20 protein-coding genes are annotated in these 20,680 nt (G+C 37.7%); 12 read left to right on the plus strand and 8 right to left on the minus strand.

Annotated elements, in window-relative coordinates; translation table 11 throughout:
- Nucleotides 1-129: 129 nt before the first annotated feature.
- Both FEZ33_RS09635 and msrA read left to right on the plus strand, forming a co-directional pair.
- Nucleotides 130-444 carry a MetQ/NlpA family ABC transporter substrate-binding protein gene (locus FEZ33_RS09635; RefSeq protein ID WP_138405176.1) on the plus strand — a complete coding sequence of 105 codons (315 nt, stop codon included), beginning with the start codon at nt 130-132 and terminating at the stop codon, nt 442-444.
- 33 nt (nt 445-477) lie between these two features.
- Nucleotides 478-996, plus strand: coding sequence for a peptide-methionine (S)-S-oxide reductase MsrA (msrA, locus tag FEZ33_RS09640; RefSeq protein WP_138405177.1), 519 nt, complete (start codon nt 478-480; stop codon nt 994-996).
- A 66-nt stretch (nt 997-1,062) separates the two neighbouring features.
- Here msrA and gloA read toward each other — a convergent pair whose 3' ends face one another.
- Nucleotides 1,063-1,443 carry a lactoylglutathione lyase gene (gene gloA / locus FEZ33_RS09645; RefSeq protein ID WP_138405178.1) on the minus strand — a complete coding sequence of 127 codons (381 nt, stop codon included), beginning with the start codon at nt 1,441-1,443 and terminating at the stop codon, nt 1,063-1,065.
- A gap of 132 nt (nt 1,444-1,575) precedes the next feature.
- Between gloA and FEZ33_RS09650 the strand changes: the two genes are divergently transcribed.
- On the plus strand, nt 1,576-2,328 hold the full coding sequence (locus FEZ33_RS09650) for a sulfite exporter TauE/SafE family protein (protein WP_212746686.1): 753 nt from the start codon (nt 1,576-1,578) through the stop codon (nt 2,326-2,328).
- Nucleotides 2,329-2,423: 95 nt separating this feature from the next.
- Here FEZ33_RS09650 and FEZ33_RS09655 read toward each other — a convergent pair whose 3' ends face one another.
- Complete coding sequence (locus FEZ33_RS09655) at nt 2,424-3,341, minus strand: LysR family transcriptional regulator (protein WP_138405180.1); 918 nt, start codon at nt 3,339-3,341, stop codon at nt 2,424-2,426.
- 123 nt (nt 3,342-3,464) lie between these two features.
- Here FEZ33_RS09655 and FEZ33_RS09660 point away from each other — a divergent pair, with 123 nt between their 5' ends.
- Both FEZ33_RS09660 and FEZ33_RS09665 read left to right on the plus strand, forming a co-directional pair.
- The gene (locus FEZ33_RS09660; RefSeq protein WP_138405181.1) at nt 3,465-4,631 is read left to right on the plus strand and encodes a uroporphyrinogen decarboxylase/cobalamine-independent methonine synthase family protein; all 1,167 of its coding nucleotides are present in this window, start codon (nt 3,465-3,467) and stop codon (nt 4,629-4,631) included.
- 285 nt (nt 4,632-4,916) lie between these two features.
- On the plus strand, nt 4,917-5,447 hold the full coding sequence (locus FEZ33_RS09665; protein ID WP_235888815.1) for a DNA alkylation repair protein: 531 nt from the start codon (nt 4,917-4,919) through the stop codon (nt 5,445-5,447).
- Between the two features lie 395 nt (nt 5,448-5,842).
- On the opposite strand, the gene FEZ33_RS09670 is transcribed toward FEZ33_RS09665, so the two are convergent.
- Entirely contained in the window at nt 5,843-7,435 is a 1,593-nt protein-coding gene (locus FEZ33_RS09670; protein WP_328590786.1) for a potassium/proton antiporter, read from the minus strand.
- A 165-nt stretch (nt 7,436-7,600) separates the two neighbouring features.
- Here FEZ33_RS09670 and yghU point away from each other — a divergent pair, with 165 nt between their 5' ends.
- The 3 genes from yghU (at nt 7,601) to FEZ33_RS09685 (ending at nt 9,707) form a co-directional block, all read left to right on the plus strand.
- On the plus strand, nt 7,601-8,386 hold the full coding sequence (gene yghU, locus FEZ33_RS09675; protein WP_138405183.1) for a glutathione-dependent disulfide-bond oxidoreductase: 786 nt from the start codon (nt 7,601-7,603) through the stop codon (nt 8,384-8,386).
- 95 nt (nt 8,387-8,481) lie between these two features.
- The gene (locus FEZ33_RS09680; protein ID WP_138405184.1) at nt 8,482-8,967 is read left to right on the plus strand and encodes a DNA-deoxyinosine glycosylase; all 486 of its coding nucleotides are present in this window, start codon (nt 8,482-8,484) and stop codon (nt 8,965-8,967) included.
- Between the two features lie 92 nt (nt 8,968-9,059).
- On the plus strand, nt 9,060-9,707 hold the full coding sequence (locus tag FEZ33_RS09685) for an alpha/beta fold hydrolase (RefSeq protein ID WP_171031358.1): 648 nt from the start codon (nt 9,060-9,062) through the stop codon (nt 9,705-9,707).
- Here FEZ33_RS09685 and FEZ33_RS09690 read toward each other — a convergent pair.
- Nucleotides 9,704-10,594: a DegV family protein gene (locus FEZ33_RS09690; protein ID WP_171031359.1), complete on the minus strand. Its 891-nt coding sequence runs from the start codon at nt 10,592-10,594 to the stop codon at nt 9,704-9,706. The two genes, FEZ33_RS09685 and FEZ33_RS09690, sit on opposite strands and share 4 nt — an antisense overlap.
- Before the next feature lie 152 nt (nt 10,595-10,746).
- Complete coding sequence (fabV, locus tag FEZ33_RS09695) at nt 10,747-11,931, minus strand: enoyl-ACP reductase FabV (protein WP_235888816.1); 1,185 nt, start codon at nt 11,929-11,931, stop codon at nt 10,747-10,749.
- Nucleotides 11,932-12,128: 197 nt separating this feature from the next.
- Between fabV and FEZ33_RS09700 the strand changes: the two genes are divergently transcribed.
- From FEZ33_RS09700 to FEZ33_RS09710, 3 genes are all read left to right on the plus strand, one after another.
- Nucleotides 12,129-13,109 (plus strand): LacI family DNA-binding transcriptional regulator, encoded by a 981-nt coding sequence (locus tag FEZ33_RS09700; RefSeq protein WP_138405187.1) that lies wholly within the window; start codon nt 12,129-12,131, stop codon nt 13,107-13,109.
- Nucleotides 13,110-13,201: 92 nt separating this feature from the next.
- The gene (locus tag FEZ33_RS09705) at nt 13,202-14,575 is read left to right on the plus strand and encodes a PTS transporter subunit EIIC (RefSeq protein WP_138405188.1); all 1,374 of its coding nucleotides are present in this window, start codon (nt 13,202-13,204) and stop codon (nt 14,573-14,575) included.
- A 24-nt stretch (nt 14,576-14,599) separates the two neighbouring features.
- Nucleotides 14,600-16,045 (plus strand): glycoside hydrolase family 32 protein, encoded by a 1,446-nt coding sequence (locus tag FEZ33_RS09710; RefSeq protein WP_138405189.1) that lies wholly within the window; start codon nt 14,600-14,602, stop codon nt 16,043-16,045.
- Nucleotides 16,046-16,103: 58 nt separating this feature from the next.
- Here FEZ33_RS09710 and FEZ33_RS09715 read toward each other — a convergent pair whose 3' ends face one another.
- From FEZ33_RS09715 to FEZ33_RS09725, 3 genes are all read right to left on the minus strand, one after another.
- Nucleotides 16,104-17,384, minus strand: coding sequence for a hemolysin family protein (locus FEZ33_RS09715; protein ID WP_138405190.1), 1,281 nt, complete (start codon nt 17,382-17,384; stop codon nt 16,104-16,106).
- Nucleotides 17,385-17,489: 105 nt separating this feature from the next.
- Nucleotides 17,490-18,068 carry a rhodanese-like domain-containing protein gene (locus FEZ33_RS09720; RefSeq protein ID WP_138405191.1) on the minus strand — a complete coding sequence of 193 codons (579 nt, stop codon included), beginning with the start codon at nt 18,066-18,068 and terminating at the stop codon, nt 17,490-17,492.
- Nucleotides 18,069-18,210: 142 nt separating this feature from the next.
- Complete coding sequence (locus FEZ33_RS09725; protein ID WP_138405192.1) at nt 18,211-18,540, minus strand: four-helix bundle copper-binding protein; 330 nt, start codon at nt 18,538-18,540, stop codon at nt 18,211-18,213.
- 199 nt (nt 18,541-18,739) lie between these two features.
- Between FEZ33_RS09725 and FEZ33_RS09730 the strand changes: the two genes are divergently transcribed.
- Nucleotides 18,740-20,026 (plus strand): competence/damage-inducible protein A, encoded by a 1,287-nt coding sequence (locus tag FEZ33_RS09730; RefSeq protein ID WP_138405193.1) that lies wholly within the window; start codon nt 18,740-18,742, stop codon nt 20,024-20,026.
- The last annotated feature ends 654 nt before the right edge of the window (nt 20,027-20,680 follow it).

A 20,680-nucleotide genomic window follows, 5' to 3' on the forward strand; every position in this document is an offset into this window, starting at 1 on the left:
AGTTCATCCGTGGTAAGATGGGTGTAGGTCATTTGTGGTCACTCCTTTGTATTCTTTGGTCGGAATTACAAGTTGAGTGTACCACAAATGGCTGTTTTAGTTGTCTAGCTTAATTTTACAATCGGCGAAATGGTGCTTGTTGAACCAAACTTTGCGGCATTGTCTTTACCAGACGTAGATGCAGCTTTAATTAATACAAATTTTGCCAATGATGTTGGTTTATCAATTAATGACGCGATCTTCAATGATGCTGAAGATGTGGATAAAGTTAATCCAATGTACATCAACACAATTACAACTTTAGAAGAGAATAAAGATAACCCATTATACTTAAAAATAGCAGAAATTTACCAAACAGATGATGTTGAAGAGAAAATACATGAAGTATATAACGGTGAGACATATCCAATGTTCGATGTGCCCTTACCAGAAGTAGAAAACTAAGAACTAGAATATATAGAAGAGAAGGGGATTAATATGACAAAACAACACGAAACAGCAATTTTAGCAGGCGGATGCTTCTGGTGTATGATTCAACCATTCGATCAATGGGATGGCGTTCATTCAGTAACTTCAGGTTATACAGGCGGGCATGTTGTGAATCCAACATATGAAGCTGTTAAAAGTGGAGAAACGGGACACACTGAAGCAGTTCAAATTGAGTTTGATCCAAGTATCATTTCTTATGAGAAAATCTTAGATATTTATTGGAATATTAGTGACCCAACTGATGCGGGTGGACAGTTTATTGACCGTGGTTCATCCTATCGACCTGGTATCTTCTACTTAACAGAAGAACAAAAATTAAAGGCAGAAGCGTCTAAAGAGGCATTAGAACAAAGCGGCGCTTATGATAAACCAATCGTTACAGAAATCACACCCGCAGATGTGTTCTATGAAGCAGAAGAATATCACCAAGATTTCTACAAAAAAGACCCAGAACATTATAAAGCTTACCGAGCTGAGTCTGGTCGAGATAAAGCTAAGACAGCTTAACGAAATAAAGGCAAAAAATGTCAGTGCATTGGTTATTTTTCCAATACACTGACATTTTTTTATGACTTATTTTGCACGTTTTACTTCAATACGATATCCATCTGGATCTGTTACGAAGAAGTAAGTTGGCGTGCCACCTGTAAGACCTCTTAAGTCACCAGTATCATAAGTAGATGCTTTACATACTTCATGCATTTTTTCTAAGTCGCTGACAGTCACACCTAAATGACTGAAGCCGTCCCCAACATTATATGGTTCTGCATCATAATTATAAGTCAGTTCAATTTGTACAGATGATCCAGGAGAATTTAAGTAGATTAAATCAAACTTATTCTCAGGGAATTCTCTGCGACTAGCCACTTCAAAGTTAAATAGATTCGTATAAAAATCTAAAGTAGCGTCAATATTTCTAACACGTAGGCAAATCTCAACGAGTTCTTGGTTCATAATAATATCATCCTCCAATAGTTTCTTACTTTCATTCTAACATGAAAAGGATATATAGGCATTTGATTCAACCTACTGAATAACTAAGTTTGGAAGACGCTTACTATATATTCTATAATGAGCTTAACACGGATGAAGGGGCGAATGTTTGAACTGGATGTATTCGAAATAATAATGCTAGCTACAAGTGCGCTCATCGTTGGTTTCTCAAAGGCTGGAATTCAAGGGGCAATAATACCAGCTGTCGCCATGATGGCATTAATTTTTGGGGGTAAAAATTCGTCAGGTATTATATTGCCAATGGTGATTGTAGGCGATCTTATAGCAATCTTTAAGTATGGTAAGAAAGGAAACATAGCGGATGTACTTAAATTAATTCCAGCCAGTATCGTGGGTGTAGTTGCGGGTGCCATTGTTGGGAACTGGATCAATGATGCACAATTCAAATTCCTTATCGGCATCATTGTTATCCTCTGTATTATTCTTTTAATCGTTCGAGAATATCAACAAGAAGCAATAGTTTTGCCAGACAATCCCCTTATAAAAGGTGCTGTCGGTACTTTGAGTGGCTTTTCTTCAATGATTGGAAATGCAGCGGGTCCCATCTTTAATGTGTATATTTTAACTCAACAGCTTAAGAAGGAATCAATGATTGGTACAGTGGCTTGGTTCTTTTTTCTAGTTAATCTGATTAAATTGCCATTTCATATTTTTCTTTGTGGTACGATTAACAGCGATACAGTCAAGTTTACGGTGTTTTCAATTCCATTCATTGTTGTCGGTGCTTTAGTCGGAATTTGGCTCATTAAGCGTATCAATGATGTATGGTACCGCCGGTTTATTATTATCGTAACTGTATTAACAGCATTGCGATTGATTTTATAGTTGATGATGCTATTTAAATACATAAATACAAAAAAGTGGAGTAAATTAAGGTGTGTCTATGTTTTATGGTCTATCGATGAATAAAGTAAAAATTATCAGTTACTCCCAACAGCCACTTCTAGTCGTTCCGTCAAGATCTCAAGAAATGTGTGAGCGATTGGTTTTAATGTGTGCATGTTATTAGTAATATAGCCGATTTCAATCGTTTCGGAAGAGACGAGTGGCCTTGCAATAATATCGCTCCCGTTCAAATCAGCATTGATAATACCTGAGCTAATTGTGTAGCCATTTAGGCCAATAGCTAGATTAAACAAAGTTGCTCGGTCACTCACTATAATTGTTTTACGTGAAGCAAAGTCGGCCAATACTTCCTCCCAAAAATAAAAGGAATTGTGCTGCCCTTGATCGTAACTTAATTTTGGATAAGTATCTAAATCAGAGAGAGCTATCTTTTCATAATCGGCTAAGGGATGATCTTTATAAATAAATACATGTGGTTTAACAGAGATAAGTGGTGTGAAATGAATGTGTTTTTTTTCTAGTTCAGCGTTGATGACTTGACGGTTATAATGACTGCGATAGATAATACCAATTTCACTTTTCAAATTAGCTACGTCTTCAATGACTTCATAGGTTCGAAGTTCTTTCAATGTCGCTTGATAGTCATGGTCTTCGTATTGTTTCAGCAGACGGACGAATGCATCAACTACAAAAGCATAATGCTGCCCTGCCACGCTAAAAATTTGTTGCGGTGCTTCATCGTCTTTATAACGGCGGTTCATCAAATTAATTTGCTCGCTAATTTGCCTTGCATATAATAGGAATTCTTCGCCTTCACTCGTAAGAGTCACACCTTTGGAACTACGGTGGAACAGCGTGATATTCATTTCCTTTTCCAACTCTTTAATCGCATGTGATAAGGACGGTTGGGAAAGATATAATTCATCGGCTGCTTTAGTAATTGAAGCCGTCTCCACAACCTTCAAGAAATAATCTATTTGCTTTAGATTCATTGAAACACCCCTTTTTTTTTTGGTCATAGTTAAATACTATGCTAAGCACACTAAAATAGATAATACTAATATCTCATCATGTATTCTATACTATTAGAAACAAATTAAAAAGGGGTATTATGAATGACACAAAAAACTAAACGCTTTTTAACCGTAGGTTCATTATTAAGACCTGAGTCATTATTAGATTATAAGACAAAAATAGAACATCGCGATGATATTGCGTATCCATTCTACGATGAATTTGAAGGTTACAAGGAAGAAGAAGATCAAGCTGTGGAAACAATTGTTAATCAACAAATCGAGCATGATTTACCTGAAGTGACTGATGGCGAATATTCAAAATCTTTGTGGCACCTTGATTTTGTGTGGGGTTTAAATGGTATTAAACGCTACATTGCGGATAATGGGTACTTCTTCCGTGATCTGGATCAAGAGAGCAATTATGAAACTCGTAAGGATATCGGCATCACAATTGAATCGCCTTTACATGGTCATAATCATACATTCATCGACCATTTTAATCGCTTAAAAGAAGTATCACCCCAAGGTGCAACGTTAAAGCAATGTATTCCATCTCCGTCACATATTTTTGGAGAACTTAGCTTGTCAGAGAAAATCGGAGGGAAAGTTTATCAGACGGCAGAAGAATTCAAAAAGGATTTAAGTCAAGCTTACAAAGATTTCTTAAAGGAATTCGCTGAAGCAGGTGGAACGATTATCCAATTTGATGACTGCTTATGGGAGTTATTTGCTGAAGATAACCCACATAGTCCTTTTAGTGGTACTGACTTTGATCACTCATCAATCTTAGGCCTAGCCCAAGAATTCATTGATTTGAATAATGATGTCATTGCCTATGCTCATTCACTGGGTCTAAAAGTCTATACGCATAATTGCCGTGGTAACTATGATTCACGTAATATGGGTGGTGGAAGTTACGAGAAAATCGCGCATTTATTCTTAGAAAAACAAAACTATGACCGTTTCTACTTAGAGTGGGATGATGAGCGTGCCGGAGACTTAAGTGCGTTAAGCGTCTTTAAAAACAAGCCTGACACAGAAGTAGTCTTAGGATTCTTATCAAGTAAGTCGGCAAAATTAGATGATGAAGCTGCAGTGTATGAACAATTAGAAAAAGCTACTCAGTATGTTTCAAAAGATAATCTGTACTTATCTCATCAATGTGGCTTCGCGTCATGTGATGGAGGGAATGAATTATCTCAGGAACAGCAATGGGATAAAATCAAGCAAGGTCAAGCCATTGCTTACCGATTCTGGGGAGAGTAAGTAAAAAAGAGCGATAAACTATGTCAACTGATCAGGTAGCAAAGCTTTCTTTATTTGGTCGTTGATTGTGAGAGTATATTTATGGAATAGTTTTACTATTCTGTAGATGTGCTCTTTTTCTGTATATTGGATGCAATCTATTCATCAAGGAGGCAGTCAACTAAAGAAACAGGGATCCAATATACTTTTGCTGAACAAGAAACATCCCAAGGAGATCCTTTCGATTGTTTAGAAGAAAGCTATAATTATTTAAAAGCTCACGGATTTAATTAAAGGAGTATTTCGATGAATCAAAACAAAGTAATACAGACCTCTGAAAAAGCGGAAACAATATTTCGACAGATTGATGATAATACAAAATTAGGTGACTTACGAAAAATTGCAAAAGAAATAAAAGTTGATCATGAACTGGCGATGGAACTTTGGTCGAGGGGTAAGTTTTTACCAAGGCTTTTATCAATCTTAATTATGGACAAAAAACTACTTTCAGAAGAAGTATTAGATGAACTTGTTGATGATATGCAAATTCATACATATGATGAAAGTAACAATCTAATGGATTGGTTGTTAGCTAATCAGCTAACAAAGAATAAGAAATTAACGACACTCATGGAGTCGTGGGAGGATAGTCCATACGCACTTCAAAGGCGGACTTACTGGTATCATCAAGGACGATTAAGATGGACTGGGAAAACACCACCAAATAATACATCAGACTTGGTAACTGCAATTGAAGCTAAAATTAGTCAAGAGCAACCAGAAGTTCAGTGGGCTATGAACTTTACAGCAGGCTGGATTGGGGTTTATGAGGAATAGTACCGTAAACATTGCGTTATAATTGGTGAAGATACAGGCCTGTACAAAGATGAGAAAGTTTCGAAAGGGTGTACGCCGAATTATTTACCAGAATTTATTATGATTGAATCAAATAAACGCGATTTGTAAAAGCGATATTTAACTTCATTCTCACTTCCATAATATCTACTTGAGACGATAATTTATTAATTATAAAACAAAGTAAGTGATCAATATAATATTGAAATTATAATGTTTAGTTTAGGATGGAGTGAATGGTATATTGTAAGTGAATAACAAACTTGAAGGAGTAGTTTAATGACGTCAAAGGGTCTTGATCTAAATGCAAGATCGGTTTGACTCAAGTTAACGTCTACAAAAAAGAGCGAGGCATATGTGCCTCGCTCTTTAACTATTTACTTCGCATTAGATGCTTCTAAAACTAAGACGGTATCCTGATCAAGAATAGTTGTATCCCCATTTGGAACAATCAACTCATTATCGCCTCTTAAAACTAAGACGATCAAGGAGTCACGTTCTAAGCGAATATTTTTAATCTGTTTATTAACCCAATTGTGGTGGCTGTTGATTCGAAATTCTAGTAAGTCCGTTCCGACCACATCGAAGTAAGAACGTCCAGCTAAGACAATGACATCGCCAACTTTAAGTTGCACATCTCCGTTCGGGACAATTGTTTCGCCGTGACGAAGGACTTTTGCGATAATAAAATCAAAAGCCAGTGTGATATCTCGAATATAAGTATTCACTAAGTCACTGTCTGCTTTTATCTTAGTAGCTAAAAAGCCGACGTCACTCTTATCTTGTAACGAGTTGAAGTTACGTAAAGACGCATCTTCAGGATCAACCATATCCATTTTCTTAGATAAGGTTGGTAAATAACCTCCTTGAATGAGAGATGATAACAGACAAATATCAAAGACAATATGATAGAGGTCGTTCAAGAATGGTGTGTCAGAATTGACCACACTAATGGCGAACGCAATTGCCGCAGCTCCTCGTAGTCCGGCAAAGGCAATAACAGGCAGTTGGTTTTTATTCAACTTAAAGGGCGCCATTAAACCATAAACCGAGGCAGGACGCGAAATAAATGTCATAAATAACATAATCACTAAGGCAATCGGCAACATCGCAATAATCGAACTTGGATCAGATAAAAGACCAAGTAAGAAGAATAGGCCAATTTGCGCTAAGTTTGTAAAGCTATCAAAAAAGAAGACAACTTCACGCTTACCAACGAATTCTTTATTACCAATATAAATACCAAAGATATAAACCGCTAAGTAGCCGTTACCACCAATTTGGTTTGTAAATTCATAAGTGAATAAAGCAGCGGCAGCTAACAGAATGACTTCCATATTTTCTCGAGTATTTAAGTAGTCGAGAATACGGATGAATACCCACCCTAAAGCAAAGCCGAGTAATAAACCAATCCCAACTTGTAAGATAATTAAGACAGGAACATTGACGTTTTTTCCTTGAAGTAGCGTCGAGAATAGTACGACCATCGTATAAGCCGTCGGGTCATTCGATCCTGATTCTAACTCTAGTAATGAGTCTGTATTGTATCTTAATTTTAAGCGTCGAGAGACGAGAACGTCCGATACACTGGCATAATCGGTCGAACCAATAATGGAACCGAGTAACATAGCCTCAAGTAAAGAAAAATCAAAGACTAAATAAACGAAGAGTCCGGTGATCAAAGCGGTTAGAACCGTTCCGAGGAAACTTAAAGTAATAGCTTCTTTTGCAACTGGCTTTGACATCTTCCATTTTGTACCAAATCCTCCATAGAAAATAATGAACATCAGAGCGATGGAAGATACTTGATTGGAAAAATTATAATTCGTAAAATCTGCGCCAAAAAAATTAAAGGAAACACCTAAGAGCATGAACAGAAGTAATTGTGGTATCTTTAAATCACTTGAAATGCGCATAGCAATCAAGGCCATGATAAGCACAAGTGAAATGATTAATATATAAATTGTAATCTCTCCTTATTATTATTGCTTAAGACTATTATAGCACAGTTAGGTAGAGACCTTAGTGAAATTACCTATAAAATTAGCGGGAATAGTTTCTAAGCGAATACTTGGGAAAAGCTCAGTAAAAGTAGTATGATGAAGCTACGAATAAACTATATAAGGAGTGTTACGATGACGTCATATGAATTACCAAAAGTGTGGAAATGGGAAGACGAAAATTCGAATTTAGGGGGTAATCGCCCAACTGCAGGGAGTCGTTTCGAACAAACATTGCCTGTAGGAGAAGCGCCATTCCAACTCTATTCACTAGGAACACCAAATGGAATTAAAGCAACCATTATGTTTGAAGAGTTAAAAGAATTAGGTGTGGATGTTGATTATGATGTATATCTAATAAATATCGGCGACGGTGACCAATTTGGTTCAGATTTCGTCGAAATCAATCCAAACTCTAAGATTCCGGCACTGGTTGATCAAAGCCAAGAGCCACGATTAGAAATCTTTGAATCAGGTTCGATTTTACTTTACTTAGCAGAGAAATTTAATAAATTAATTCCAACAGATATTCATGGGCGCACTGAGACGATGAACTGGCTATTCTGGCAAATTGGTGCAGGACCTTATGTTGGTGGAGGATTTGGACACTTCTTTGCCTATGCACCAGAACCAATGAAATACCCGATTGATCGCTTCACAATGGAAACAAAGCGCCAATTAGACTTATTAAATAAGACTTTAGGGAAACGACCATATATTGCAGGAGACGAATATACCATTGCGGATATCGTAAACTGGTCGTGGTATGGCCGCCTTGCTCTAGGGGATTTATACGAAGGTTCAGCAGAATTCTTAGACATCCAATCATATCCAAAGGTATTAGAATGGGCTCGCCGCATTGCAGAGCGTCCAGCTGTGAAGAAAGGTTTAGAAGTCGAATACAAACCAATCAAAGACTAAGTTAATAAGTAATTAGTTGCTCTTTCTGAAGTACAAGCTTTGGCTTCTTTAGAAGGAGCTTTTTGCAACAAAAATATGCATAAGGAGAATGTGATATGGAAGAGACGCATAGTTTTGGACCAGTCGTCAATCAAGCAACGCGCATCCTCATTTTGGGTAGCCACCCGGGTGTGCCGTCTTTACGAAAGCAGCAATACTACGGTAACGCCGGGAATGCCTTTTGGCGGGTAGTATTTAACGCCTTAGAAGTTCCAGACCCAGTTGATTACCAAGAACGCTTAGAAACCTTACAAGCCCACGACATCGGTCTTTGGGATGTGTATGTGACGGCGCAAAGAGAGGGGAGTTTAGATCATAAGATAAAGAATCCGACCTTAAATGATTTTGAAACCGTGTTAAAGGGTATACCAATCAAACTCATTATTGCGAATGGGAAAACAGCCTATAAAGAAATTATTAAACAACCAGTCTTTCAATCCTATGACGTTGTCAGCGCCTTATCTACAAGTGGTTTGAATAACGGCCGTGAGAAAGAACGCATGGAACAATGGACTCAAGCCATTCGCTCAGTGTTAAATTAAGTAAAAGTCTTTAAGGATGTTTTTTAAAGGCGATGTGTTATACTAACGCAACCTATCTGGTGAAGAGTCATTATAGAAAAGAGGTCATAAAGATGAGCAAGAAAATATTTTTTATTAATGGTTTCGGAGGCGGTCGAGAAGATTCATTGGAGTTACGAGATTCATTGGAAGAAAAAGGCTATGAATTTACTTATCTAGATTTACCGGGACAGTTCGGTGCGAAAGATGTCACGATTGATGATTTTGAAGAGTTACTAGCTTATTTTGAAGGGTATTTTCCAGATGAAGAGATCATCTTGATGGGGCATTCTATCGGGGCCGAAATCGCTGCTTACTTATCTACCCGCCTAACACAAATTGAACGAGTGATTATGTTGGATGGGGGAATCTTGACGAATGAAGATGTTGGTAAAACGCTGGCTGAATCTATGGAAGAAACTAAAGAAGTACTAAGTCAAATAGGTGGCGACGAGTTATCTGAGGAAGGCTTGTTGGAACTAATGAAATTAAATGATGCGATGAAATTAACGATTATCCGACCGGATTACAAAACTCCGACCTTATTGCTCTTAAGTGATTCCGAAGAGGAGTTACCGATTAAAATGCAAAGACTGGAAGAGAGACAAAACCCTTATGTCGATTATAAAGTTATACAAAAAGCTAGCCACAATCTCTATGCAGATCAACCTGACCTGACGGTCAAATTGATTGCTGAATGGCTAGCAAATGCGCGTATTTAATTGGAGTTTGCGGAAGGATTTAATAATGGGGCCACGTTGATTGAAATGGCACCACTCCCGCCATGAGTTCCTAGAACGGGCGTAATAAAGCCAATTCGAATGGGTAAATCAGGGTAAGCGGATTGAATGCGGTCGCGCATGACTTGGGCATCTTCTTCAGCCCCAGTATGGCCAACCGCGACATATGCGTGTTTTGGATATTGTTGGATGTGTGTATCCGCAATTTCACACAAGCGGTCATGAGCCTTTTTCTTCGTCCGGATTTCTTCCGGAACATATACTTGCCCATCGTGTTCTGCACCCATTGTAATGATGGGCTTAATATTGAGGGCATTGCCAAGAAACCCACTTAATGAGCTAACGCGACCACCTTTCACTAAGTTATCCAGTTTTGCTGGAGTGAAGTAAAAGGCTGATTGTTCAAGCAAATGCTTGATACGAGTAACAATGTCATTTGGTTCAAATTGACGTTGAATGAGTTCAACTAAATTAAGTACCATCGCCTCCATCACAAAAGAAGTCAACTGTGCGTCAATTAAATGAATGTCTAATTGATCGCTGAATTCTCTGGAAGTCGCTTGAATTGATTGAAAGGTTCCACTTATTTTCTCAGAGAGTAAAACACCAAAGACCGTGTCATAACCATCTTGAACGAGTTGCTCAAATAAATCATAAATTTGTTTCGTATCGGGTTGAGAAGTTTTGGGCAGTTTTTTCTCAGTGTCCATTCTATCGTAAAAATCTTTCGTTAAAGACTCATCGGGCGAGTCAATATACACAGTCCCATCTTCAAATATGGTACTAAGATATACTTGGTAAATATTCGAGAGCATCGCTGTTTCTTCAGTTAAGCCTGCAGTACTATCCACAATAATGGCAGCTTTCATTCTCCTCATCCTTTCTTAAATATAATATTATAATGAATTAATATCATCCTTTAATTAATCTTAAGTATATAGTGAATAAAAGCCAAATGAAAGGCCTCAGACAGCAAAAAATAGTTCGCGTTGGACAGGCGAACTGTTTTTTGTTTGAATTTTTAGAATTCTAAAGCAAGTAAATCATCTAGAGTTGTTTCTTCGCCTTCGGCTTCGTTATAACCGTCAACGTCAAAGCCAGCTAAGTTTAAATATTCTTTCATAAAGATACTATAACCAGTTTTGTCCGAAGTGAAATTATCTTCATTAATCGTGTGAATTAATGTTTCAGCTTCTTTTTGAACTTCTGGATCTAACTCCCAACTATCTGGACGTAGGCGTCCTTTGTCATCATACTCTGCATTATTACCATATAACATATCACGGTAAATACGGTCTTGGTGCATAATTGGCGTTTCATGCGTTCCGTTATCAGCCATGATGCGATAAAGCCCCATGCAATACACTGGGAAGAATGGTATCACAGAACTGGCTTTGGTTGTTACAGCCGTCGCAACTACAATCGTCGCTTTTCCATTAATATCAGTTAATAATTCATTAATATTATCTGCTTTGACTTCACAGTCTGCTTTCGCTTGACCTAACGTTCCGTCACCATAGTAAGGACGGTTTAGATCAGAACCTAAGTATGAGTAATTTACTGTTAAAACATCTTCTTCTAGGACACCTGCTTCTTTTAAAGCTTCCATCCATAATTGCCAATCTTCGCCCCCCATCACTTTGACTGTATCGGCAATTTCTTCTTCTGTCGCAGGTTCTAAGACGTGCTCAAAGAACTCTTGTTTTTGAATATTTACATTCGGTCCGACAACTGTTTGGTCAATCGATTTAATCACTGAATTAAAGCGTTCGCCGGTATCAGGATCTGTGCGGACACTTGACGCAAGACTGTATACAACCAGATCAACTTTACCCCCAAATTCTTCTTTGATGTATTTAATAACATCTTGCTTCGTTTCGTGACTGAAAGCATCTTGGACGAAGTTTTTCGCGATTAAATCTTCGGCTTCTGCGGCTTGTTTAAAGTAGATATTGTTATACCAACCTGCAGTTCCTAGGTTTTTTTCAGATTTAGGTCCCTTTTCAAAAGATACACCAATTGTATCTGCGTTTGCTCCGAAAGCAAGACTGATTCGAGTGGCTAAACCATAACTTGATGAAGCACCAATAATTAAAACTTTTTTAGGCCCTTCATATGAATCTTGTTCTTTAACAAAGTCAATTTGATTATTCACTTCTTGTTTACACCCAATTGGGTTAATACCAAATGACACATTTCCACGCATTTTATGTTCGAATTTGATAGTAATGACCTCCAATGATTAATTAAGTATCTCTAATATACTAAAATTTCACCTGATTTGATAGTTATAACCGAACTGTGGCGAATTATTTTAAAGGAATGTTAGGATTTGAATTTGGACAATGAGTTCATTGGTCCGATATGGTAATATAATGTTAAATAGATGAAGAGGTGAAGGAATTGACGACATTAAATGACATAGCGAAGCGTGCGGGTGTGGCAAAAAGCACGGTATCCCGGTATTTAAATAATGGATCTGTGAGTGATAAGACACGTGAAAAAATTCAAGCAATCATCGAAGAAACAGGTTATGTGCCGAATCAATTTGCCCAAAGTTTAAAAGCCCAGCACTCAAATATAATTGGTGTGGTTCTGCCAAGATTCGATTCCCCATCGACAAATCAAGTGTTAAAAGGAATCGATGACGTTGCGCATGAAAAAAGCTATCAGTTAATGTTAACCAATTCCAACTTGAGTATTGAACGTGAGAAAGAGAATATCTCTTTATTAAAAAGACAAAAAGTCGGCGGCATCATTCTCATCGCGAGTAAGATGGATGAGGACTTAAAGAAACAAGTAACTCAATTAAGCATTCCTACCCTCATTTTAGGCCAAAAAATTGAGGGTGTTCCAAGTCTTGTCCATCAAGATTATGAAGCGGGCAGATTGATTGCTGAACATGCCTTGGAATTAGGGCATACAAAAATATTATACGTCGGCGTCACAGAAGAGGACAATGCGGTGGGGGTTTTGAGACGAAATGGGTTTATGGATACAGTAAAAGAAGCGGGTTTTGAAGCAGCATTCCATGAGACGAGTTTCTCAAGAAAAGAAGCTTATCAACAAGCTTTAGACTATTTACCAACGACTGAGGCAACTTATATCGCGGCTGCAACGGATCATATAGCGATCGGAATATTGAATGCAGCCAACGAATTAAATCTATCTGTTCCAGATGATTTTTCTTTATCCGGTTTTGGGGGATATAGCGAATCTGATTATACATTTCCAAGTATTACAACCATCGATTACCCATTTTATGACTTAGGGATTAAAGCGTTGAATCGGATCGAACAAATGATGCAAGAGGATCCAGTTAGCTTACTGGAGACGATGCCCAATCAATTAAATGTAAAACAATCCACTAAAAAAATAAAATAGCAAAAAAACACTTGTAATTTGCAAACGATTGCTTTACTATTTAATGGAACCGGTTCCGTTTTTAAGTTTTGTAATTATCTGGAGGGATAAACATGGGGAAATATGATAAATCAATTGAACAGTTGTTGGATGTCATTGGTGGTAAAGAGAATATAAAAAACTATGAGCACTGTGCTACGCGCTTGCGTGTTGTGCTTAAAGACGATAGTAAGTTAGATAAAGAGAAAGCAGATAATATTGAAGAGAGTAAAGGTTATTTCTTCTCAACAGGGCAACATCAGTTTATTTTTGGTACAGGAAAAGTCAATGAAGTCACTAAAGAATTAGATGAATATTTAGGAAAATCAAGTTCAGATGATGATGGGTCGATGAAAGATGATATTTATGCAAACTTAAATCCTGTTCAAAAAGTTGTTCGAATTTTAGCAGATATTTTAGTGCCTTTAATTCCAGCGCTAGTAACGACAGGGCTATTAATGGGTCTGCGTGGTTTACTAGTTGAACTTGGTCTAGAGATGACTGAAGATGTTGCAGGACTCTTTGCGATGTTAACAGATACGGCTTTTGCATTCTTACCAGTGTTAATTGCCTACAGTGCAACGCGTAAATTTGGTGGCAATCCGTTGTTGGGTATTGTTGTTGGGTTGATGATGGTAGCACCACAATTACCGAATGCCTATGACGTTCGAGGCGGCAGTGCGAGTCCGATGAATATTTTCGGGATTGATATTTATGGCTATCAAGGTTCGATTTTCCCGGCGATTCTTGCGGGTTGGATGATTAGTAAATTAGACAAATGGTTACGTACATGGGTGCCTAAAGTGATGGATCTGATTGTGACGCCGTTCTTAACGATTACGATTACAATTGGTGTTATATTATTTCTGTTAGGTCCAATCATTCAAGTAATTGAAAGCTTTGTCATTGATGGTATCGTCACTTTAATCAATGCGCCTTTAGGTATTGGCTACATAGTCTTTGGAGCACTTCAACAATTAATTGTTATTACTGGTTTACACCATTCAATTGGTTTAATCGAAATAACGTTGCTGAGTGATACGGGATTGAATGTGATTCAGCCTTTAACTACAGTGAGTATGGCAGGACAATTTGGTGCTGCAATTGGAGCAGCCTTTTTAATGAAGGACCAAGTGAAACGTACAAACATGATCAGTTCAGCGGTGCCTACTTTATTTGGAATTACAGAACCCTTATTATTCGGTGTTAACATGAGATCACTGCGTATATTTGGTTCAGGGATTGTTGCAGGTGCAGTTGGAGGATTTTTAATTTACCTCTTCGACTTAGCAGCAACAGGTATGGGAATTACTTTTATTCCTGGATTATTACTTTATACAAGTAGCTTAACAGCTTTAACACAATACATTATCGTGAGCTTAGCAGCATTCCTAGTAGGTTTCATCTTAGTTCGTTTACAAGGAAAAGCCATTCGTGAAGAAGTTTAAAAGTGATGTAAAGGAGACGAATTGATGAGTAAAAAAGCATATATTAACTGGAAACAAATTCAAGCAGCTCAAGCAAAATTAAAGGCAAGTGTAGAGGCAGATCCATGGCGACTTAGTTATCACCAAATGCCTGAAACAGGCTGGTTGAATGACCCAAACGGGGCGGTGCAATTTGATGGTGTCTATCATTTATATCATCAATATGTTCCCCAAGACCCTAAAGGTGGCGCAACTCATTGGGGACACAAGACGTCGACAGATATGGTGCATTTTAAAGATGAAGAGATCTTTATGTCACCTGATCAAGCGTTTGACCAAGATGGTGTATATTCAGGCAGTGCCATTGTATTAGACGATAAGATTCATTTCTTCTATACAGGTAACGTTAAAAATGAGGGTGACCATGATTATACATTTAGTGGACGCGAACAAAATACTGTCCATGTAGTTTCACCTGATGGTTTTACAATTGAATCAAGAGAAGTGATCATTCCACACTCAGCATACCCAGAAGGTTTTACGGATCATATTCGCGATCCAAAAGTATTTGAATTAAATGGAAAATATTACTTGATTTTAGGTGCGAGACGTCGTACTAATGTGGGAAGCATCTTGATTTATAGCTCAACTAATTTATATGACTGGGAATATGAAGGTGTATTTCTAGAAGGGGATGAAGAGCAAGGGTACATGTGGGAATGTCCGGATTACTTTAATGTGTCAGGTAAAGATATCTTAGTTTTTTCACCACAAGGAATCCTGCCAACAACATACAACTATCATAACCCACATGCGGCCACTTACTTAACCGGGCAAGTGAACTGGGATGAGTTAAAGTTCCAAGTGGAAGAAGATTTTAGAGAGTTGGACCATGGATTTGATTTCTATGCACCTCAAACGTTTGAAGACGACCAAGGTCGCCGCATTATGTGGGTTTGGATGGGCATTGGCGATACTCAGCCGGAATACAATAACCCAACGATTGCGAGAGGGTGGCAACATGCGATGGCTTTACCGCGTGAGTTAAACTTTGAAGACGGCATGTTAAAACAATGCCCCTTAGTGGAATATCAAACTCTGCGTGGCCAAGAACAGTCATATTCACTGACTGAATTGTCTGCTGACACACTAAGAGGTGAAGTCTACGAACTATTGATTGATTTTGATGAACGACCGAAAGATTTTGAACTACAACTGCGACAAGATACTTCGGTAACTTATCAAGACGGGGAACTAACATTAAGACATGGAGAAAGTGGCTACGGTCGTCGTAAGCGCACGCTTCCACTTGAATCACTATCGCAATTACACATTTTCTCTGATACGTCCTCATTAGAAATCTTTGTCAATGATGGTGAAGCCGTCTTTACTTCACGCGTCTATCCCGATGCGAACCAAGATAAGATACAAATAACTGGAAATGGAACCGGAAAAGTCACTTATTGGGACTTAGCGACAACAACTAAATAATTTAAAAAGGCTCAAGAACCGTGATAAATTCATCACCATTCTTGAGCCTTTATTTATGCTATTCTTTAATGCGAGTAACTTTTAATTGAGTTGCAGTTGCTTCATTGACTTGCATTAATTCAAGCATCAGCATTTCAATTTCAAGGCATGTGCCAATCTTATCTTCGCTTGGAATAATTTCGGATTTATATGTGAAGTAGCCACCAATTGTGTCCACTTCGTTGCTTGTCACAATGGTACCAAAGTATTCATTGAAGTCATTGATATTCATAATACCGTTGACTAGCCATGATGATTCGTCTAGTTTTTGCACTAGAGCATCTTCTTCGACCGTATCATATTCATCATAAATCTCTCCAACAATTTCCTCGATAATATCTTCTAAAGTAACGAGTCCAACGGTTTGACCGTATTCGTCTTTTACAACCGCAATATGATTGCTCGTTTGTTGAATTTGCGAGAATAAATCATCTAATAGTAAAGTTTCAGGAACATTTAAAGGATCATGAGCTAAATCTTTTAAATCGACTTGGGTGTAATCGCCGACCAGGACACTCGCACGCAAGTAGTCCTTCACTAAAACTACACCTAAAATATTATCTTTGTCATCTTGATAAACAGGCAGTCTTGAAAATGTCGAATTGACGATGATTTCGTGATTCACTTCGCGTTCTTTATTAATATCAATCATCAATGATTGATTACGAGGCACCATCACCTCACGAACATTTTTCCGGTTCAGTTTCAGAACACCTTGCATCATGCCAACTTCATCCGATTCAAGCGCTCCTTCTTCACCACCTCGAATCACAATTTCACGGATATTTGAGAAAGTTAATTTCTCATCTTCATTGGAAAAGTCAATCGGAAGAAGCGATTGAAAGAAGTTTAACGTGACAGTTAAAAACCAAACGACCGGTTTAAAAATCGTGTAAATCAGATTTAAAATACGTGCCGATGCCTTTGAATATTTTTCAGGAATGGCTTGCCCAATTGATTTAGGTAATAATTCCCCGAAAATTAAAGTTAATACAGTTACGATGAGCGAAATAACGATCGCCGCACCTTGTGCACCTAGATAAGGTGAAATGAATTGTGATAACCCACTCGTTGCAAAAGATGAGTTTAACGTTCCGATTAAAGTAATCGCCACTTGGACAACCGCTAAAACGCGATCTTGATTGTAATATAGCTTTAATGCGAGTTGAGCCTTTTTGCTCCCAGATTCGGCTTCTTTCTCTAATTTGTCTTTATTTGCAGTTATAAATGCCATCTCTGAACCAGAGAAAAAACCATTTAACAGAGTAAAGACAATAAGTAAAATGATGGGTGTTAACATCGCTTTCTCCTTTTTTTATTTGTTAATAAAGTGTATTGTTATGTAATCTATTATATCTATAAATACTAACTTTGGATATACCGACTTTACTAACATTGCAAAAAGTTAATAAACTGCCTCTTGAACGGCTTTCATCCCACCTTCAATGACGACAGGTTTATAGCCTTTATTAGCTAGAAAAGAAGCAGCTGCAGTTGCGCGATTACCTGAGCCACATAGTGTATAAATCTTCTGGTCTTTATCTAACTTTTGGTAAGTGGAAGGTAAGTCTTCAAGTGGAATATTAATTAAATTCTCTTCAGGGGCAAGACGTGTTATCTCATCAGGATGTCTGAGATCAAGTAAAATATAGTCATCTTCTACTGCAAGAAAATCATGTACGTTGATGGATTTGATTTGTTGTCTGCTTTCTATCGGAATATCGTGTGCTAAAATATCTCCTTGAACATCAATAAATCCGACTTCTTGGCTCAATAATTCAAGCTCATCAATGAAATCTTTTGATTCTTCATTAATAATAAAAATGATAGCTTGATCCGATGCGATAAATGATGAGGCGTACTTTTTGAAATTACTTGGATTAAGATTTAGCGTCTTTGGACCATGTCCAGCTTGATAGTCCAGTTGTCCACGGACATCGATGAGTTGTTGATTATTTATGTGTTTGTAATTGAGTTTTTTCATGGCGATAGTCTCCTTAGATGTTTGTACCGTAAGTATAACGGAGCAATATAGATAAGACAAAATGAAACGATTCTGTTTTTAAAGTTGAGACAAAAAATGAGTATAAGCCTCCCTTAGGAACTTATACTCGTCTTCTAATAAATTATACTGCTAAATATTCTTTACATGCTGCTTCGCATTCACGACACGCTTTAGCGCATTCTTTACAGTGATCGTGATCATGTTGTTCACATTCACTTGCACAAGTATCACAAGCTTTAATACACAACGCAATCAATTCATCTAACAAGGGACTTTGACGATGTGAAAAAGATACAACCATACCACATATATCAGCACAATCTCGGTCTGTCCGAATACATTCCGCCATCATTTTTACGTCTTCTTCTTGTAAGCATCTATCAAAACAGTGCTCGCAGGCTTTTTGGCATGCAATTACTTTTTCGAATAAATTCTCTTTTGCTTGAACCATAATTTTTCCTCCTTATTTTTCTATTATCTTTATTATTATTGTACAATAAGCTTACTATGTATACGCTTTATCTGCAAATGATACCCATTTACTTAAGCGACCATTATCGCGAAATACAGTCATACAGTTTTTCTATCCACTAAACAGTTGTGATAAACTGAAAGATAATAAAAGTAAAAAAATCTGGGAGGTTGATTGAATGAAAGCAGAGATTATATCAGTCGGTTCAAGTTTGTTAAAAGGCTTAGTTGAGAATAAAAATGCAGCTTTTATTGCTCGCGAGTTGACCTCTGTAGGTATTAATGTGACTCAAGCAGTTATGATTGATAATTCTAAAGAAAAGCTATTGGAAACCATTGAGAAAGCAGAGCAACAATCAGATGTACTCGTGTTTACAGGTGGATTAGGTCCTGATGATGACGATATCGTCAAAACAACACTATCAGAGCATCTCGATAAACCACTGGTCTTAGATGATGACACACAAAACCGAATTATTACTTACCATAAAAATTCAGACTTAATCATGCCAAAAAATAACCAACTTCAAGCGCTAACTTTACTTGATTCGATTCCGTTAGTGAATGTCACAGGTCTCGCTTTGGGAATGTTTTATCAGTCTGATACCCATACGTATATCTTACTACCAGGACCAACTGATGAATTAAAACCCATGTTTACTGAGAAAGCTTGGCCACTTATTATTGAGCATCTTTTGAATGGACAAGTCGTCTCAACAAAGCTTATCCGACTGTTTGGTTTAACAATGGCTCAAGCGCAGAGAAATCTCGGTGATATTTTGGTATCTGACGACACGACGTTTATTGAGATTTTTCCAGCGGGTTTAGAGATTGAAGTTCAGATTACTGCGAGAGGTTTTGACGCCGATGAGATTCATCAACTCATTGCTAAAGCTGAGAGTGAGATTGAAAAAAGTGTTGCTCCTTATATTATTGGTCACGGTGATCAAAATTTACCTAATATTGTAAGAAAGCTACTAAAAGAGAAGGAGCTTAAAATAACTGGGGCTGAGAGTTTAACAGGGGGCGCATTTTTAAGTGAATTGTCGAGCTTATTTGAAGCCGGCCTATTTTTTGATGGAGGGATGGTTACGTATGATGAATCCATTAAAAAAGAAGTTCTCGGTGTAGATGAGGAAGTCATTGAAACGCATGGCGTAGTGAGTGCAGAGTGTGCATTTGAGATGGCTGAAAAGGCACTTGAAGCGTTTGGGGCAGATCTCGCTGTGTCCTTAACGGGAGCGGCAGGGCCAAGTTCACTAGAGGGTGAGATACCGGGAACTGTCTGGATTGGTGTGGCGGTTAAAGAGAAGTCTACTTTTGCGAAGAAATTCCACTTTGGATACAAGCGTAATCAGAACCGTGAATACTCTGTTTGGAGTGCATTTAACCTGATTCGACAGGTTCTTTTGGACGAAGAGATTGAATCAATAATTTATAAAGAAAAAGTGAAAAAAGATGAATAAAAGGCTTGACAAGTAAACGCTTACATGGTACTATGTAGTTAGTAAAGAGAGAGATGCAACTGTAAGTAAAGATTGGTGTTTCACTCTTTACGACAGAACCGTCTTAAAGGTTCGGAGTAGCAGAGAAAGTGCTACTCAGCGTATCAGGACTATCTGTTGTTTACCATAATGCTAGAGGTAACTGTGTAAAGAAATAACGAAGTCTAGTAGATGTATATAAATGACAGTGGTGTGTATTTAAGTTTAGATGTGCAAGTGTGAAGAAATTTGCATTTCAACAGGTAGTGACCAATACGCAGAAAGTAATGTGGTTCCGATGCAAGAAAAGTATAAATTAACACACAGAAAAACGACACGCAACACACTCGTTTATTCAGATATATAGTACCAAACGGAATGACATTACTAAATTTTTAGGGGAAGGGCATAAAGCCCTTCCTTTTTGTATTGGAATGGATTTGGTTGGCGACTAGAGCACAATCGCGAATGCGTGTGGCAAGAAATCGCTCAACTCAAGCCAAATGACATGAACTGGTCCTATAGTCAAGGACTATTTGAGCCACATTTTGAGTGCAGCTACTCTTCAATTTCAATCGTTCTGATGTGCGGTAATGCAGGTGTTGAATAAATATCTGCTAAAGGATAGACATTGGT

It is taken from the genome of Ruoffia tabacinasalis (assembly GCF_005864045.1).
In the GTDB taxonomy this organism is placed as follows: domain Bacteria; phylum Bacillota; class Bacilli; order Lactobacillales; family Aerococcaceae; genus Ruoffia; species Ruoffia tabacinasalis.

What these genes read in the sequence shown, in the direction of transcription:
- fabV (WP_235888816.1), bottom strand. Translation starts at nt 11,931, where the DNA reads ATGCGTGGAAATGTGTCATTTGGTATTAACCCAATTGGGTGTAAACAA.
- FEZ33_RS09720 (WP_138405191.1), bottom strand. Translation starts at nt 18,068, where the DNA reads ATGAAAAAACTCAATTACAAACACATAAATAATCAACAACTCATCGAT.
- FEZ33_RS09730 (WP_138405193.1), top strand. Translation starts at nt 18,740, where the DNA reads ATGAAAGCAGAGATTATATCAGTCGGTTCAAGTTTGTTAAAAGGCTTA.
- FEZ33_RS09710 (WP_138405189.1), top strand. Translation starts at nt 14,600, where the DNA reads ATGAGTAAAAAAGCATATATTAACTGGAAACAAATTCAAGCAGCTCAA.
- FEZ33_RS09650 (WP_212746686.1), top strand. Translation starts at nt 1,576, where the DNA reads ATGAAGGGGCGAATGTTTGAACTGGATGTATTCGAAATAATAATGCTA.
- FEZ33_RS09725 (WP_138405192.1), bottom strand. Translation starts at nt 18,540, where the DNA reads ATGGTTCAAGCAAAAGAGAATTTATTCGAAAAAGTAATTGCATGCCAA.
- FEZ33_RS09715 (WP_138405190.1), bottom strand. Translation starts at nt 17,384, where the DNA reads ATGTTAACACCCATCATTTTACTTATTGTCTTTACTCTGTTAAATGGT.
- FEZ33_RS09665 (WP_235888815.1), top strand. Translation starts at nt 4,917, where the DNA reads ATGAATCAAAACAAAGTAATACAGACCTCTGAAAAAGCGGAAACAATA.
- msrA (WP_138405177.1), top strand. Translation starts at nt 478, where the DNA reads ATGACAAAACAACACGAAACAGCAATTTTAGCAGGCGGATGCTTCTGG.
- FEZ33_RS09685 (WP_171031358.1), top strand. Translation starts at nt 9,060, where the DNA reads ATGAGCAAGAAAATATTTTTTATTAATGGTTTCGGAGGCGGTCGAGAA.
- yghU (WP_138405183.1), top strand. Translation starts at nt 7,601, where the DNA reads ATGACGTCATATGAATTACCAAAAGTGTGGAAATGGGAAGACGAAAAT.
- FEZ33_RS09660 (WP_138405181.1), top strand. Translation starts at nt 3,465, where the DNA reads ATGACACAAAAAACTAAACGCTTTTTAACCGTAGGTTCATTATTAAGA.
- FEZ33_RS09655 (WP_138405180.1), bottom strand. Translation starts at nt 3,341, where the DNA reads ATGAATCTAAAGCAAATAGATTATTTCTTGAAGGTTGTGGAGACGGCT.
- FEZ33_RS09635 (WP_138405176.1), top strand. Translation starts at nt 130, where the DNA reads ATGGTGCTTGTTGAACCAAACTTTGCGGCATTGTCTTTACCAGACGTA.
- FEZ33_RS09705 (WP_138405188.1), top strand. Translation starts at nt 13,202, where the DNA reads ATGGGGAAATATGATAAATCAATTGAACAGTTGTTGGATGTCATTGGT.
- FEZ33_RS09690 (WP_171031359.1), bottom strand. Translation starts at nt 10,594, where the DNA reads ATGAAAGCTGCCATTATTGTGGATAGTACTGCAGGCTTAACTGAAGAA.
- FEZ33_RS09680 (WP_138405184.1), top strand. Translation starts at nt 8,482, where the DNA reads ATGGAAGAGACGCATAGTTTTGGACCAGTCGTCAATCAAGCAACGCGC.
- gloA (WP_138405178.1), bottom strand. Translation starts at nt 1,443, where the DNA reads ATGAACCAAGAACTCGTTGAGATTTGCCTACGTGTTAGAAATATTGAC.